Source organism: Mucilaginibacter sp., from assembly GCF_028288105.1.
In the GTDB taxonomy this organism is placed as follows: Bacteria; Bacteroidota; Bacteroidia; order Sphingobacteriales; family Sphingobacteriaceae; genus Mucilaginibacter.
In genome coordinates, this window is record NZ_JAQBOI010000071.1 from 1 (window position 1) to 15,403 (window position 15,403).

Sequence of the window (15,403 nt, forward strand, 5' to 3'; positions counted from 1 at the left end):
CCCAGCCATCCCTGAAAGCCCACCAGGATAAAGTTAAATACACTTAATACGACTATCAACTTACTGCTTTTCCAATATTTAAAAGAGTAAACAATGCACAGGAATAAGAATATTCCAGATATTGCGCCTATAAGCCGGTTAACATATTCCGTCCAGGTACGTGCGCTGTTAAATTCTTCAGGTACTAATATCGATCTGTCGTTACGGATACGCATAGCCAATTGGCTGTATCCAAAAACATCAAGCATCTTAGCAAACTTTTGATTTTTGGCCAGGCGCTTATCGGCATATACCTTTTTATAATTAACAGGTAGTTCAGATATGCTGGTTGGTGGTACGTATCTGCCAAAACATTTAGGCCAATCGGGGCAACCCATACCCGAGCCTGTGCTACGCACAACTCCGCCTGCCAGTATCAGTACAAAAAGCAGGATTATGGTTATGAGGTTAACTTTTAGAAACGTGTTCCCGGATGCTTTTATGCTCATTTAAATATTTCTAAAAAATTAGGGTACCTGCTACGGACTAAAATTCCTGCACAGATACCCTAAAAGATCAGATCAGTATAATGTTATTTTACTTCTTCGTTGCTCTTTTGAGTATTTGCCCATTTTGTATGCTCTTCTAAACCTACAGGGTTATCCTCAAAGTCATGCGGAAGGTTTGAGCTCATTGTTTGTGAAAGCGGAACTGTTTGTGGTATAAAGTCATGTTCTGCACCCGGTTTGCTGTAATCATACGGCCAACGGTAAACAGTTGGGATCTCGCCCGGCCAGTTACCATGTAAATGCTCAACAGGCGTGGTCCACTCCAGGGTATTTGCTTCCCATGGGTTTTGCGGCGCTTTTTTACCCCAAAATATAGAGGTTATAAAGTTGTACAGGAAAGCCAGCTGTGCTACACCCGACATTATTGCCGCCCATGTAATAAATGTATTAACAGATAACCATTGTTTCATTGATTCAAACTCGGTGAACGCATAGTAACGACGAGGTACACCATCTAAGCCCATAAAGTGCATAGGGAAGAATACCAGGTAAGCGCCTATAAATGTTAACCAGAAGTGCAGGTAACCTAAACGCTCGTTCATCATGCGGCCAAACATTTTAGGGAACCAGTGATAAACACCCGCAAGCATACCAAATATTGCCGCCGAACCCATTACCAAGTGGAAGTGGGCAACCACAAAGTATGTATCGTGCAGGTTAATGTCTAATGCCGCGTTACCTAAGAAGATACCGGTTAAACCACCCGAGATAAAGAATGACACCATCCCTATTGCAAACAGCATTGCTGATGTAAAACGGATGTTACCGCGCCATAATGTAGCCAGCCAGTTAAATGTTTTTACTGCCGATGGTACCGCGATGATCAATGTAGTGATCATGAACACACCGCCCAGGAACGGGTTCATACCCGTTACAAACATGTGGTGACCCCATACAATAAATGATAATACGGTAATACCTATTAGTGAGTAAACCATTGCGTGGTAACCAAATATTGGCTTACGCGAGTTTACAGACATAACCTCGGATGATATACCCATTGCAGGCATAATTACGATATATACCTCGGGGTGACCCAGGAACCAGAACAAGTGCTGGAATAGGATAGGGCTACCACCTTCGTAAGGTTGTATTTGCGTACCGTTCAGTACAATTTCTGAAAGGTAAAAGCTTGTGCCAAAACTTCGGTCGAATACTAATAATACCACACCTGCAACAAGTACCGGGAATGATAATACACCTAAAATAGCGGTCAAGAACAATGCCCATACAGATAGTGGCATTTTCCAAAGGTCCATACCTTTGGTACGCATGTTTAATATAGTACTTACGTAGTTTATACCTGCCATTAACTGGGATGCAATAAATAATACCATACTTATTAGCCACAGCGTCATACCCATACCAGAACCCGGCATAGCTTTAGGCAAGGCAGATAATGGCGGATATATTGTCCAGCCACCGCTTGCAGGGCCTTTTTGTACCAGGAACGATGATAACATGATAACACTGGCAATAAAGAAGAACCAGTATGATAACATGTTCATGAATGGCGATGCCATATCACGTACACCTAATTGCAAGGGGATTAAAAGGTTGGCGAACGTACCGCTTAAGCCGGCAGTTAATACAAAGAATACCATGATGGTACCGTGTATAGTAACCAATGCCAGGTAAAAATTAGAATCTAAACGGCCACCTGGTGCAAAACGGCCTAATAATGTTTCCATTAAAGGAAACGCTTTATCCGGATAAGCTAACTGGATCCTGAACAGGATTGATAATATCATGGCGATGAAAGCCATAGTCATACCTGTTATAAGGAATTGCTTGGCAATCATTTTGTGATCCTGACTGAATATATAAGTATTCAGGAACGTTGCTTTATGATGATGTTGTCCGTGATCGTCTTCGTGATGAGCTACTCCGTGATCTTGAACTGATAATGTTGACATACTCGCTAATCTTTTTGTATTAATTGTTTAACGCTAACCTGTTTGGCTGTACTTCTTTTTTCTCTGCAGCAAATTTAAGGTCTTTCTTAATCCCGTCTGTCAGATATGGTTTTTGCTGTGATAACCATGCCTGGTATTCAGCTTCGGTAACCACACGTACAATTTTTTTCATGTTATAATGGCTACCACCGCAAATTTTGTTACACAAAATTTCGTATTCAAAATTTGGTTTATCCAATTTGGTACGCATTTCTGCAGTAGTAATGGTTGGCTTAAATTTGAAGAAAACGGGCAGGCCTGGCACCGCGTTTAATTGTACACGGAAATGAGGCATGTAAACGCTATGGATAACATCCTGTGCATGAATGTTTAGCCTAACTGATTTACGAACCGGTAAGTACATTGTATCAGCCTGAAGATCATCATAGCTGTATTTATCTTTAAAGTTGATACCTAATTTATTTATGCCGCTTACCAGTTTATAGTTGGTAGCACCTAAACGTGCATCTTTACCAGGGTAACGTAGCTCCCAGGCAAACTGGTGGCCGGTAATATCAATATTAATTGAAGCAGGTTCGCCTTTAGCATCAACATTGTCGGTAATTTTTTGCCAGGTAAAGAAACCAAATATTACTAATACGGTTAAAACGATAGCCGGGGCTATGGTCCAAACTTTTTCAATAGTATTATTATGCGGTAAGAAATGGCCACGGCGTTTTGCGTTGTAACGGTACCTGAACAAGAAGGTGAACAATAAGATCTGTGTTATTACAAATACTATCATTGTTAACACAGTAGTTGTCCAAAACATCTCGTCTATCTTAACACCATGCTCAGATGCTGCGCCAGGTAGTATCATGCTGCCATGAACAGTAAATTCCCAATAAGCGCCATATGCGCCAGCTATTAAGAATATAAGGCAGCAAATGCCCATTACATTGTTCCAGTTAATTGGCTCTTTGCCTTGTATCTGCTGGGTTAGGTCAAACACACGAAGTATTTTACCAACAATCCCAATAACAAAACATACGATAAGGAAAAGCAGGATATAATAACCGGCGGTTGCCAAACCATTATCCTTTACTGCATCAGCAGCAGGTGAAGCGGTGGCTCCGGCCGATTCTGTACCCTGGGCAAAAAGCATGCTGGTGCCCAAAAGCATAAACACAGCTAAAAGCGAAAGTATTTTTTTAGAATTAATTAAATTTTTGAATCCCATTTTATTGGTTATTTGAATTGCTGTATCCGGTTGCAAATTTAACAATTATTATATGTGATGATGCAGGCTCTCTTGCAGGAACGGATGTTTTTTAGGAACAATTGAGCTAAACTTGCTTAACGCATTTAACGTTAGGAATGTAAATAAGCCCGAAAATCCTAAAAATATACCTACCTCTTCTACACTAAAACCTCTATGTTCAACAACTGTACCCGGCATAACCATAAGGTAATAATCGAGCCAGTGACCCGCTATTAAAAGTATACAAACCCACATCATACGGCTCATAATACGTTTTGCATCACGAGACATTAACAGCAGTACCGGCGCTACAAAGTTGATAACGATATTTAACCAGAACCAAAACTTATACTCGGGTTCCCAGCGTTTATAAAAATAAACCGACTCTTCGGGTATGTTTGCATACCAGGTAAGGAAAAACTGCGCGAACCAAACGTATGTCCAGAAGATAGAGAAACCGAATATCAGTTTACCCATGCTGTGCAAATGATCTATATGTAACCAGGACATATAGCCTTTTTTCTGCAGATAGATTATTAACAATGCAATAACAGCCAAACCACTTACATGCATTGCAGCTAAATTGTACCAACCAAACATGGTTGAGAACCAATGTGCCTCTAATGACATGATAACTCCAAAAGCAAAAATTGGGAATGTAAAACCAAATATTACCAGGAAAATACAAGACAGTTTAAAGCTTTTATCGTAGTTGCTCATTCCACCTTCAGTATCTTCAGATTCTGAGCATTTTGCTAAAGCCAAACCAAAGTAACTGTAAGCGCCTAATAATATGATCAGCATCCCGTAGAAGAATTTGATATTTAGGAAAGCGGCCTTACCTGCTATGATCGGATCAAAATTTTCGCTGCCTACGACAGTTAACCCATGTGTAGCCCAGTGAGCATACAGATAGGGTACCATTTCTTTTTTGCCATGCTCAACTACCTCATGCTCGGTAAACAAGCCAAAGGTTACTATGATAATTAATATAACGCTTGCTATTGGCAATACCCTTGCCATTGCCTGCGGTATCCTGATAAATGCAGCAGACCAACCCGCTTGTGCAGCATACTGGTACGCGCAAAAGAATACGCCCGCCAAACAAACACAAACAAAGTAGTAAGACATTAGCAGCAAGTTGCTGTAAGTGCGTTGTACGTGTTCTCCACCGAGTATAAACCCAAATGCAATTGCTATTACACCAATTACAATGGCAACCAAACTAATTGTTTTAGCGTTGCCTGTGAATTGAAAACGTTCTTCAATACTATTATGAGTCTTCATTAAAAATAATCTTATAAATTTTGTAAATGGTGTACATACATAACTATCTTCCAGCGCTCTTCTGGTGCCACCTGTGATGCGTAAGAACCCATCGCGTTAACACCATAAGTTATAGTATGATAAATTTTTCCGTCTGTAAGATCCTTCATTGCACCACCGCGTGATGATTGTCCTTTTGAATAAGACGGTGGCGGCGGATATCCGTGCTGTACTACCAAACCATCGCCCTGCCCGGTTACACCATGGCATGGGGAGCAGAATGTAACAAAAAGGGCTTTACCTTCTGCCAAATGCTGCGGGGTTTGTGCTATAAGGCTAGTAACCTCAAGGCTCGCCTTATCATATCCTTCACGTGTGTTTGGATAATCAAAACGTTTAAACCCTACCGGTATAGTACCTGCAGGCGGTAACTGCGCTGTTTTGCCATCCTTAAAGTTAGGATTAGCCTGATCCGGGTCAAATGCCGTATGTTCGTACATATTGGGAGCATATTCCCAGCCGGTACTACGCTTATCCTTGCACGACGTAATAACGATCGATGCAGCAATAACGATAGCCGTTGTGCCCAATATTCTAAATTTATTCATAGCTAACATATTTTCTTTCGTTATGCTTTACTTCTACTGCTCCTGCTTGTTTTAATAAATTGGTGATGTCCTCGTGCGGGATGTTTCCTTTAGCGTTTACTGCTATAACAAAACGATCATCAGTTGCACGCAGATCCATTACACGTGGTGCACGCCCCGGGAACAAATGCGTCGCGGCAAAAAAGGTTATTGTCATACCAAAAGCGGTAAACAATATGGTCCACTCAAACATAAAAGGTATAAAGTTTGGCATTGCAAAACTTGGTTTACCACCTACGTTCATGGGCCAGTCATATACCAGTGTATAATAAAGTATGCTGGTAATTACTGTAATGCCAAGGCATCCAAAGCAAAATGCCGCGTAACCTAATCTTGAATCTTTAACGCCCATTTTATCTTCAATACCGTGTATTGGCATTGGCGTATAAATATCATAGATAGGTATACTATTTTTCTGTAAGTTATCGATACCCTTCATCATATCATCAGGATCATCAAAAAGGCCTAATATTATTTTAGTCTTGCTCATTTTTATACTTTTTCGTAATCAGCCGTGTCAATACTGTCGAACTTTGTTAGGGACTCTTTGTAATACTCAACCTCGGCCGGATCAAGGTGATTCTCGTTTATAAGTTTCTTCTTAGCCTGCTCGCTTGATGTTTTAAGCAATAGTTTCACCTCGGCAATAGCTACCGATGGCAATACCCTTACAAATAACAGGAACATGGTAAAGAACAAGCCTATTGAACCGATGAACACGCTTACATCTACCCAGGTAGGATAAAACATAGCCCAGCTTGATGGTATATAATCGCGGTGAAGAGAGGTTACGATAATTACGAAACGCTCAAACCACATACCTATATTCACGATGATTGACAGGAACCATGAGAATTTGATACTTGTACGCAATGTTTTTGACCAGAATAATTGTGGTGATATCACGTTACAGCTCATCATACTCCAGTAAGCCCACCAGTATGGCCCGGTTGCCCTGTTGATAAATGCGTATTGTTCATATTCAACACCAGAGTACCATGCAATAAAGAACTCGGTGATGTAAGCCACACCCACGATAGAACCTGTTAATAAGATGATCTTATTCATCGATTCGACGTGGAACATGGTGATATAATTTTCTAAGCCTAATACCTTACGGGTTACCAGCAATAGGGTTTGTACCATTGCGAAACCAGAGAAGATAGCACCCGCAACAAAGTACGGAGGGAAGATAGTTGTATGCCATCCCGGTACCAGTGATGTAGCAAAGTCAAATGATACAATGGTGTGTACCGAAAGTACCAGTGGTGTAGATATACCTGCCAGGATCAATGACACGGTTTCGAAACGCTGCCAGGTTTTTAATGAACCTGTCCATCCAAAAGAAAGTATTGAATAGATACGGCGGCGTAAACCTGTTGCACGGTCACGTATGGAAGCGATATCTGGCAATAAACCTGTGTACCAGAATAATAATGATACCGAGAAGTAAGTTGATATCGCGAACACGTCCATCATCAGCGCCGAGTTCCAGTTTACCCAAAGTGAGCCGTACTGGTTTGGCAGTGGTAATGTAAAGTAAAATAACCATGGGCGGCCCATGTGCGCCACAATATAGGTTGCAGCACAAATTACGGCGAAGATGGTCATCGCCTCTGCTGACCGGTTAATGGAGTTACGCCAGTTTTGACGGAAGATCAATAGTACCGCCGAGATCAATGTACCCGCGTGACCAATACCTACCCACCATACGAAACCGGTGATATCCCAGGCCCATCCTACTGTTTTGTTTAACCCCCATGCGCCTAAGCCAAACCAAAAGGTGTAGCTGATAGACACTACCCATAATAACGCGCCCAGTGATGATACGGTAAATCCTATCCACCAAGCCTTGTTGGGTTTGTTCTCTACAGGCAACAATATGTCATTAGTGATCTTGGCATAGGTAATGTCCTTGCCCGTCATTAACGGTTCCCTGATTATCGATTCGTTGTGAGATGCCATATGTTATATATCTCTTGTAAAATTAAGCCTGTAATTCAGATGATGTATTTCTAACTTTTACCTGGTAACCAATACCTGGTTTTACGTTAAGCTCTTCAAGCACATAGTAAGTCCTCTCGCTCTTTAAAGCTTTTGAAACTTCAGAGTTAGGGTCATTCCTGTTACCAAACACAATAGCGTTTGCTGAACAGGTTTGCTGGCAGGCTACTTTAACCTCGCCATCCTTAAGTGGGCGTTTTTCTATTTTAGCCTGTAACTTACCTGCTTGTATACGTTGTACACACATCGAGCATTTTTCCATAACCCCACGGAAACGTGTAGTAACATCAGGGTTAAGTACTAATTGTGTATGCTCGTTGTTAAGGTAGTTATCAAAACGTGAATCGTTCCAGTAGTTAAACCAATTAAAGCGACGTACTTTATATGGGCAGTTGTTTGCGCAGTAACGTGTACCAACGCAACGGTTATATGCCATTTGGTTTAAGCCTTCGCTTGAGTGTACGGTAGCTAATACCGGGCAAACAGTTTCGCAAGGTGCGTGGTCGCAGTGCTGGCAAAGCATTGGCTGGTGAACTACTGAAACATTACTAAAATCTTCCAGTTTAGCGATTTCTTTTTCCTGGGTTACCTTGCCTGATCTGTTATCAACTTTAGCCCCGCCATTTTGCTCAAAACTATAGTAGCGATCAATACGGATCCAGTGCATTTCGCGGCGGCGGCCAACTTCTTCCTTACCAACAACCGGTATATTGTTTTCGGCGCTACATGCTACGATACAAGCACCACAACCTGTACATGCGTTAAGGTCAATAGCCATAACCCAGTCATAAACAGGGCGTGCGTGGATATGATCTTCGTTGGTGTTTTCCCAAAGGTCAAACATTTTCTCTTTTTCGCCATCGTTACCGCTACCGGCTGCCGCATCTTTTTTGTACTCGGTAAATGTTGCTTCGCGGATAACGTTACGGCCTTCAAATGAATGGTGCGTTTGTGTTTGCGAAAGCGGGAATATATCTCCGGTTCCTTTAAGGTTTGCCGTTGCGGTAGTTTGGAATGTACCGTTGCGGAAACTAAGGAAAGGGAATGCGTTTTTACCTACATTATTACCAACCAAACCGGCTGCTGTGCGACCGTAACCAACAGCTACCGATACAGTACCAGGCGCCTGGCCCGGTTGTGCTAATACCGGTAATGATACCGTGTAACCGTTTGCTTCAATAGTAACAACCTCAAATTCTTCAAGGCCTAACTTTTTGATATCCTCAAGGGCCATGGCAGCGTAATTGTCCCATGTAACTTTAGATACCGGATCTGGCAACTCTTGTAACCATGGGTTGTTCGCCCTTTTACCGTCGCGCATGGCAACAGATTGGTATACCTGCAGCTCTACTTTATTACCTTCGGCTAATTTAGCGCTCTGGTTTAATACAGTTTGTGCTACCGCGTTAAGGTCAAGGTTAAAGGTATAAGTACCGGCCGCAACAGGTGCTGTTAATACAAATCCTGTTTGTAATAAGGTTTCCCAACCAGCCTGGCCAGATAAACCGCCTTTGGCTAACAGGTTATTATTCCAGTTATTTCTAACGTAAGTGTAGTAATCTTTAACTGCATTGTCGCTCCATACCAACAGGCTTTGTTCGGCCTGGCGGGTATTGTTAACCGGGTTAATGGTTGGCTGCATTATAGTGTAGTAACCCTCAATTGAGCTATCATCACCCCACGACTCTAAATAGTGGTGGTTTGGTGCTATTATATTACAAAGGGCTGTAGTTTCATCTGCATGATCAGAGAATGATACTTTAAGACGAACATTTTTCAATGCATCTTTAACAGCGGCTGCCGAATGATAATCATAGGCAGGGTTAGCGTCAAGGAATAATACTGCACCAACCTGGCCGCTTTTAGCCTGAGCGATAAAATCAACAATCTCACCATCGTTACCTGCGTACTGGCGAGATGGGTTATCCAAATCGATAGTAGTACCGTAGCTACCTAATAATGAGTTGATGGCATTAACTAATACTTGTGTAGCTACATCATTTGAACCGCAAACTACCAAGGCTTTACCTTTAGCTGCTTTTAGTTCTGTTGCTACTAATATTATTGCTTTATCTGCATTAGCAGTAGTTAATTTTCTTGAACCCGGTAAAGTTGTGCCCGATAATGCATTGTAAAGGTTAACCAGTGCAACACCTTCTTCAGATGGTTTAATAGCTATACGTACATCGGCGTTGGTACCGGTAAGGCTCATACCGCTCTCAAACTGGATGTGACGTGACATCTTTTTAGCTTCAAGCGATTTGTTGTTCCTGTTTTGTACGTACTGGCGGGTAAACTCTTCGCTAGAGATCCAGGTTCCAAGGAAATCTGCAGCGAAACTTACAATGATATCTGCTTTATCAAAGTTATAATGTGGCAATACCGCTTTACCAAAACTGTTTTGGTTAGCTTTTATAATACCTGTATATGATACTGCATCATAACTTACGTGTTTTGCAGTAGGATATTTTAATATAAAATCGGCAATAACAGCTTGTGTAGACGGGCTGTGTATGGTTGATGTTACCAGGCTTATAGTTTTACCGCTTGCCGCGATAGCTGCAAGTTCGCTTTTTACAAAAGCATCAACACTTGCCCAGCTGCTGTCACCACCATTTTGCTGTGGGTCTTTTATACGGCTGGTATCGTACAGCTCAAGCACCGATGCCTGGGCCTGCGCACTTAAACCACCTTTTGATAAAAGATCGTTAGGGTTACCTTCAACCTTAATAGGGCGGCCTTCGCGGGTTTTAACCAATATAGCGCTACCATCATAAGTTGATGAGTAGTAGTTGGCTACACCCGGTGTAATCTCTTCAGGCTTTATTAAGTAAGGTATTGATTTATGTACCGGTACTTTTTGGCAAGCTGCTAAAGTAACCGCACCCACACCAAAGCCAAGCGCCTTTAAAAAGTCGCGGCGAGGGGTTTTTGATGACAAGCCACCTCCGCTTAAAACCTCTTCAATAGGAATAGGCTCGGCAAACTCGTGTTTATTTTTCTCAACAAATTCTGGTGTTTTGTTCAGTTCTTCTAAACCTTTCCAGTATTTTTTATTGCTATCCATTTATAGTTATATAAACTGTAATGTACTTTTCTTGATAATTATTAATAATGGCACTTGCCGCACTCAATACCGCCTAAAACTGCAGCAGTAACTTTCTCACCCTTTTTAATTTTATCATGGGCAGCAAGTATGCTATCATAGTAAGCGTTGCCTTTTCCGTTAACCTCGGTACGTTTGTGGCACTGTATACACCATTTCATGGTAAGCGGAGAGTATTGGTATACTTCCTGCATTTCCTGAACCTGGCCGTGGCAGGTTTGGCATTTAATACTGCCAACCTTAACGTGCTGCGAGTGGTTAAAGTAAGCCAGATCTGGCAAGTTGTGCACACGCACCCACTGTATTGGTTTAGCTTTAGTGCTATCATACTTAGCGGTGTTAGGGTCATAACCCAATGCATCGTAAATCTTGTGAATTTCCGGCGACTCTGTTTTAACCGATTTGTGGCAGTTCATACAAACGTTTAACGATGGTATTGAAGCGTTTTTAGATTTGAACGCACCCGTGTGGCAGTATTGGCACTCTATTTTCATGGCACCTGCGTGTAACTGGTGCGAATATTTAATAGGTTGTACCGGTTGGTATCCCTGGTGAACGTTTGTGTTCCACATGGTTACCCAGCTAAAGCTGCCCATTGCAATTGTACCGCAAAGCACTATAAAGAAAACAAGTTTCTTATTTTTAAGAAGCTTTTTAACCGTAGCTAAACGATCTGCTGGCGCTTTCTCTTCTTCAGCTTCTTCTTCAAATGCTAAACCTTGTCTGTTTAAAAGTAAACGCTCAAGTGTGGCAATTACCTTGTTTAATACAAGAATAACGATGAATGCGATAACAATAACGCCTAATAAGCTCCAAACAACTAAGGCGCTTGGGCCTTTGTCTTCAGGAGTAGCGCTAACCGGCGCTTTAGCCTTATCATCCTGGATCTTTTTCCAATCAGCACGAATGTAAGTAATAACGTTACCTACATCAGCATCGCTTAACTCAGCAAAAACTGTCATGCCGGCCTGGTTGTACTCGTTAAATATTTTAACGGCCTTTTTGTTACCAGCAGCAATTAGCGCTTGATTGTTTTGGATCCATTTGGTTAAATAGGCATCGTCAGTCTCTTGTGTAAGCTGCGGACCTAAGGCCGGGCCGGTCATACGCGTATCTATTTTGTGGCACGCTGTACATTTGGCCTTAAATATAGCTTCACCCTTTGCTGCATCTGTTTGCGCATGAGCTGTTAACCCACATACAACCAAACCGGCAACCAGTAAAACCGACCTTGAAAACTGTTTAAAAATCAATGAGATATTTCTCATAAAAGGTATTTATGCTAAATAATTTTATATTAAAGTGTTAAATTGACGTAGACCTGTATGTTTTAGCCACTTTTTCAGGCACAAAAGTATAATTTATTACAGTATCGCTGACAATATAATGACAGCAATATCTAATTTATAATCGTTCTAAATTAATAAGAAAAGCCCTTTAAATATCCCTAAAGGGCTTTTTGCTAAATATCAGTAGTATGTGAAAAAAGAGATATCTTTTAAAACTTAATTATTGTTTTAATATCCAGGCAAATATCAAAGGCACAACTATTGTCGCGTCGCTTTCTACAATAAACTTTGGCGTATTGATATCAAGTTTACCCCAGGTTATTTTTTCGTTTGGCACAGCGCCCGAATATGAACCATATGAAGTTGTTGAATCGCTCACCTGGCAAAAGTAGCTCCAGAAAGGAATATCAGTCATTTCCATATCCTGATAAAGCATAGGTACAACACAAATTGGGAAGTCGCCGGCAATACCGCCACCTATCTGGAAAAAGCCTACACCTTTACCACCCGAGTTTTTTGGGTACCAATCTGCCAGCCATGCCATATACTCTATCCCACTCTTCATGGTAGTAGCTTTTACTTCACCTTTTATAACGTACGATGCAAATATGTTACCCATGGTAGAATCTTCCCATCCCGGTACAACAATTGGCAGGTTTTTTTCTGCAGCAGCCAGCATCCACGAATTTTTAGGGTCTATTTCATAATACTGCTCCAACTCGCCGCTTAGCAATATCTTGTACATAAACTCATGCGGGAAATAACGCTCGCCGGCGGTATCCGCATCTTTCCATATCTTGTAAATATGTTTTTGCAGGCGACGGAAGGCTTCTTCTTCGGGGATACAGGTATCGGTTACACGGTTGTAATGGTTCTCTAACAAATCCCACTCATCCTGAGGGCTTAAGTCGCGGTAGTTAGGTACGCGTTTGTAGTGAGAGTGCGCTACCAGGTTCATGATATCCTCTTCCAGGTTTGCACCTGTGCACGATATGATGTCAATTTTCCCCTCGCGTATCATTTCGGCAAGCGAAATACCTAATTCAGCTGTGCTCATAGCGCCTGCAATGGTCACCATCATTTTACCACCTTCGGTTAAATGGGTTTCATAACCTTTGGCTGCATCCATTAGCGCCGCTGCATTAAAATGCAGGTAATTTTTCTCTATGAATTGTGATATTGGGCCTCTTGTTGTGCTCATATTATTTTGCTCTTATTATTTTGCAAAAGTAGGTATTTTGTGCACATCAGAATTTTAAATTACAAATTCGGTAAAACAAGTGCTTTAAATTTACCTTTATGGCACTATACTACATGAAAAAACTTATTACGATTTTATTGCTCGCCATATTAGCCCAGCCCGTTTTTGCACAAACAAAGCTTTTGCCAAAATTTGTGCGCAAAATGTTTTTTGAAAAGGATACTACCAAAAAAGGGAGTTTTGTTATTCTGCCGGTGATAAGCTCTGCCCCCGAAACCGGGTTGGAAGCAGGAGGTTCGGCCCTATATTCTTTTTATACCGATACGCTAAGTAAGAACACGAGGGTATCTAACATTTTTGCTTATGCCACTATCACCACAAAAGGCCAGAGCCGCTTAAACCTAAGCAGCAGCTATTGGTCGCCGCATAATAATTATCACTTTACCGGTGCCATAGGTTATATAAACTTCCCTTTTGATTTTTATGGTGTAGGCAATAATACCATTAAAGCCGATGCCGATAGATTAGGGCAAAAACGCGTACGCGTAAATTTTACCGGCGAAAAAAGGATAGGCAGCAACATTTACATCGGCCTTGTGGCAGGCGGCCTCGATTTTCGGTTTCGTGACCAGGAAGGTACCGGCATATTCACTACCGACCCTACTATTGAGGGCAAGCATGGCGGCACAACCCTATACCTTGGCCCAAGCTTTGTTTTTGATAGCCGTAATAATAATACCTACACTACTAAAGGTACTATGCTTACCAGCCATTTTGATTTTATGCATGGAGTGGGCGGCAATAATAACCTTACCGGTGGATTTTTAAATGTGGAATTCACCCAGTTCTTTGCTTTAAGCAAACGTTTTGTTTTAGGGTTTGATATACAAAGCCAGAACTGGACCGGCAACCAGTCGCCATTTTATTTATTACCTGCTTTGGGCAGCGATGAAATGATGCGTGGCTACTACAACGGTCGTTTCCGCGACCGCAACCTGATAGCCGGCCAAACCGAACTGCGCTACCGCATGACCGAACGTTTTGGCATTGTGGGTTTCCTGGGTACAGGCGAGGTGTTTAACAAAGAGTTTAGCATAAACCAGCTAAAGCCCAATTATGGTGGTGGCTTGCGTTACTTTTTTGATGTACAAAAAGGCCTCAGCATCCGCATAGATTACGGTGTTGGTGAAAAACGCCCCGGCGAAAGCAGGCAAAGCGGTGTGTATGTGGGGTTAGGGGAAGCGTTTTAGTAGATATGCAGATTGCAGATGTGCAAATGTGCAGATGAGTTTATAATTGAATTTGCAAAGCACCTGCACATCTGAAATCTGCATATCTGCACATTCACTACACCTTTATCATAAAATCTTCCTTAGCCTGTCCCGGTTTAAAAAACACCAGGCCTATCCAGTAAAGATCTACCGTGGCAGTTACTTGCGGGTGGGCTTTTATTTGCTGCCAGGCTTGTTTCATCCCTTCACTCCAGTAAATATCGTCAAATATCAGCATGGTATCTTCGTGCACTTTGGGCAGGCACCATTCAAAATATCTTAATGTAGCATCGCGTTGGTGGTTGCCATCTATGTAAACAAAATCAAGCTTGTCCAGTCCGGCAATAACATCCGGTAGGGTATCGTCAAAGTTCCCGGTGATGACATTGATATCCTTTACCCCTGCCCTGTTAAATACATCTTTAGCAACACCCGCAGTTTGGGGGCATCCTTCTAATGTGTAAACCTTCGCATTGGGCGCGGCGGCTTGCAGGTATAATGTAGTAATACCCAAACAGGTACCCAGCTCAACAATGTTTGTCGGCTTTGTATAAGCGGCAAGGCGGTAAAGTAGTTTGGCCAGCTTTGGCGGTTTAAGCGCGTTAATAGTAATATCGCTTATTTTCTTTTGCTTATTGTTATTCACGTGCGAGCCCGCACCCAGATCGGTAACGGTGATGTAGCGATCATCAATCAGCAGGTGATCGCGCTGCTGTTCAATTTTATCGTATTCGGGTTTATGCTTTTTATCATAAATAACCTCATCTACCAAACGATAAACAAACGGAGAGTGCAAACCATGACGGTTTTTTGACTTAAGCCTATGCAACAGAAAATCCTTCGCGAACGTTAAATTAAACATCGCTGTAAAAATATTAAAACGTTTAGTATTTTAGCATTAAGAGATATGATTAA

The 15,403-nt window shown here is 41.8% G+C and carries 12 protein-coding genes; 1 reads left to right on the forward strand and 11 read right to left on the reverse strand.

The features are described from left to right. The 10 genes from JWQ85_RS05065 to JWQ85_RS05110 all read right to left on the reverse strand — a co-directional run. Positions 1 to 488, reverse strand: a 488-nt coding sequence (locus JWQ85_RS05065; protein ID WP_299464939.1) for a COX15/CtaA family protein, incomplete at its 3' end; no start/stop codon positions are given. Positions 489 to 571: 83 nt separating this feature from the next. Continuing rightward, complete coding sequence (locus tag JWQ85_RS05070) at positions 572 to 2,464, reverse strand: cbb3-type cytochrome c oxidase subunit I (protein ID WP_299464941.1); 1,893 nt, start codon at positions 2,462 to 2,464, stop codon at positions 572 to 574. Positions 2,465 to 2,483: 19 nt separating this feature from the next. Continuing rightward, positions 2,484 to 3,683: a cytochrome c oxidase subunit II gene (locus tag JWQ85_RS05075; RefSeq protein ID WP_299464944.1), complete on the reverse strand. Its 1,200-nt coding sequence runs from the start codon at positions 3,681 to 3,683 to the stop codon at positions 2,484 to 2,486. Positions 3,684 to 3,731: 48 nt separating this feature from the next. Then, complete coding sequence (locus JWQ85_RS05080; protein ID WP_299464947.1) at positions 3,732 to 4,991, reverse strand: quinol:cytochrome C oxidoreductase; 1,260 nt, start codon at positions 4,989 to 4,991, stop codon at positions 3,732 to 3,734. 11 nt (positions 4,992 to 5,002) lie between these two features. Further along, on the reverse strand, positions 5,003 to 5,578 hold the full coding sequence (locus JWQ85_RS05085; RefSeq protein WP_367186183.1) for a cytochrome c: 576 nt from the start codon (positions 5,576 to 5,578) through the stop codon (positions 5,003 to 5,005). Continuing rightward, positions 5,571 to 6,107, reverse strand: a complete 537-nt coding sequence (locus JWQ85_RS05090; RefSeq protein ID WP_299464953.1) for a DUF3341 domain-containing protein — start codon at positions 6,105 to 6,107, stop codon at positions 5,571 to 5,573. The genes JWQ85_RS05085 and JWQ85_RS05090 overlap by 8 nt, the downstream gene beginning before the upstream one ends. Before the next feature lie 2 nt (positions 6,108 to 6,109). Then, positions 6,110 to 7,582, reverse strand: coding sequence for an NrfD/PsrC family molybdoenzyme membrane anchor subunit (gene nrfD / locus JWQ85_RS05095; protein ID WP_299464956.1), 1,473 nt, complete (start codon positions 7,580 to 7,582; stop codon positions 6,110 to 6,112). A 22-nt stretch (positions 7,583 to 7,604) separates the two neighbouring features. Beyond that, positions 7,605 to 10,688, reverse strand: coding sequence for a TAT-variant-translocated molybdopterin oxidoreductase (locus tag JWQ85_RS05100; RefSeq protein ID WP_299464959.1), 3,084 nt, complete (start codon positions 10,686 to 10,688; stop codon positions 7,605 to 7,607). 41 nt (positions 10,689 to 10,729) lie between these two features. Then, positions 10,730 to 11,995, reverse strand: a complete 1,266-nt coding sequence (locus tag JWQ85_RS05105) for a cytochrome c3 family protein (protein WP_299464962.1) — start codon at positions 11,993 to 11,995, stop codon at positions 10,730 to 10,732. A 241-nt stretch (positions 11,996 to 12,236) separates the two neighbouring features. Continuing rightward, a complete protein-coding gene (locus JWQ85_RS05110; protein WP_299464964.1) occupies positions 12,237 to 13,217 on the reverse strand; it encodes a deoxyhypusine synthase family protein in 981 nt (326 codons plus the stop codon). A gap of 113 nt (positions 13,218 to 13,330) precedes the next feature. Here JWQ85_RS05110 and JWQ85_RS05115 point away from each other — a divergent pair, with 113 nt between their 5' ends. Beyond that, complete coding sequence (locus JWQ85_RS05115; protein WP_299464967.1) at positions 13,331 to 14,467, forward strand: polymerase; 1,137 nt, start codon at positions 13,331 to 13,333, stop codon at positions 14,465 to 14,467. Between the two features lie 97 nt (positions 14,468 to 14,564). Here the strand turns inward: JWQ85_RS05115 and JWQ85_RS05120 are convergent, their stop codons facing one another. Then, a complete protein-coding gene (locus JWQ85_RS05120; protein WP_299464969.1) occupies positions 14,565 to 15,350 on the reverse strand; it encodes an O-methyltransferase in 786 nt (261 codons plus the stop codon). Positions 15,351 to 15,403 lie beyond the last annotated feature (53 nt).

Coding starts and splice junctions, on each gene's coding strand:
- JWQ85_RS05105 (WP_299464962.1), bottom strand. CDS start 11,995: ATGAGAAATATCTCATTGATTTTTAAACAGTTTTCAAGGTCGGTTTTA.
- JWQ85_RS05080 (WP_299464947.1), bottom strand. CDS start 4,991: ATGAAGACTCATAATAGTATTGAAGAACGTTTTCAATTCACAGGCAAC.
- JWQ85_RS05090 (WP_299464953.1), bottom strand. CDS start 6,107: ATGAGCAAGACTAAAATAATATTAGGCCTTTTTGATGATCCTGATGAT.
- JWQ85_RS05110 (WP_299464964.1), bottom strand. CDS start 13,217: ATGAGCACAACAAGAGGCCCAATATCACAATTCATAGAGAAAAATTAC.
- JWQ85_RS05100 (WP_299464959.1), bottom strand. CDS start 10,688: ATGGATAGCAATAAAAAATACTGGAAAGGTTTAGAAGAACTGAACAAA.
- JWQ85_RS05120 (WP_299464969.1), bottom strand. CDS start 15,350: ATGTTTAATTTAACGTTCGCGAAGGATTTTCTGTTGCATAGGCTTAAG.
- JWQ85_RS05115 (WP_299464967.1), top strand. CDS start 13,331: ATGAAAAAACTTATTACGATTTTATTGCTCGCCATATTAGCCCAGCCC.
- JWQ85_RS05085 (WP_367186183.1), bottom strand. CDS start 5,578: ATGAATAAATTTAGAATATTGGGCACAACGGCTATCGTTATTGCTGCA.
- JWQ85_RS05070 (WP_299464941.1), bottom strand. CDS start 2,464: ATGTCAACATTATCAGTTCAAGATCACGGAGTAGCTCATCACGAAGAC.
- JWQ85_RS05075 (WP_299464944.1), bottom strand. CDS start 3,683: ATGGGATTCAAAAATTTAATTAATTCTAAAAAAATACTTTCGCTTTTA.
- nrfD (WP_299464956.1), bottom strand. CDS start 7,582: ATGGCATCTCACAACGAATCGATAATCAGGGAACCGTTAATGACGGGC.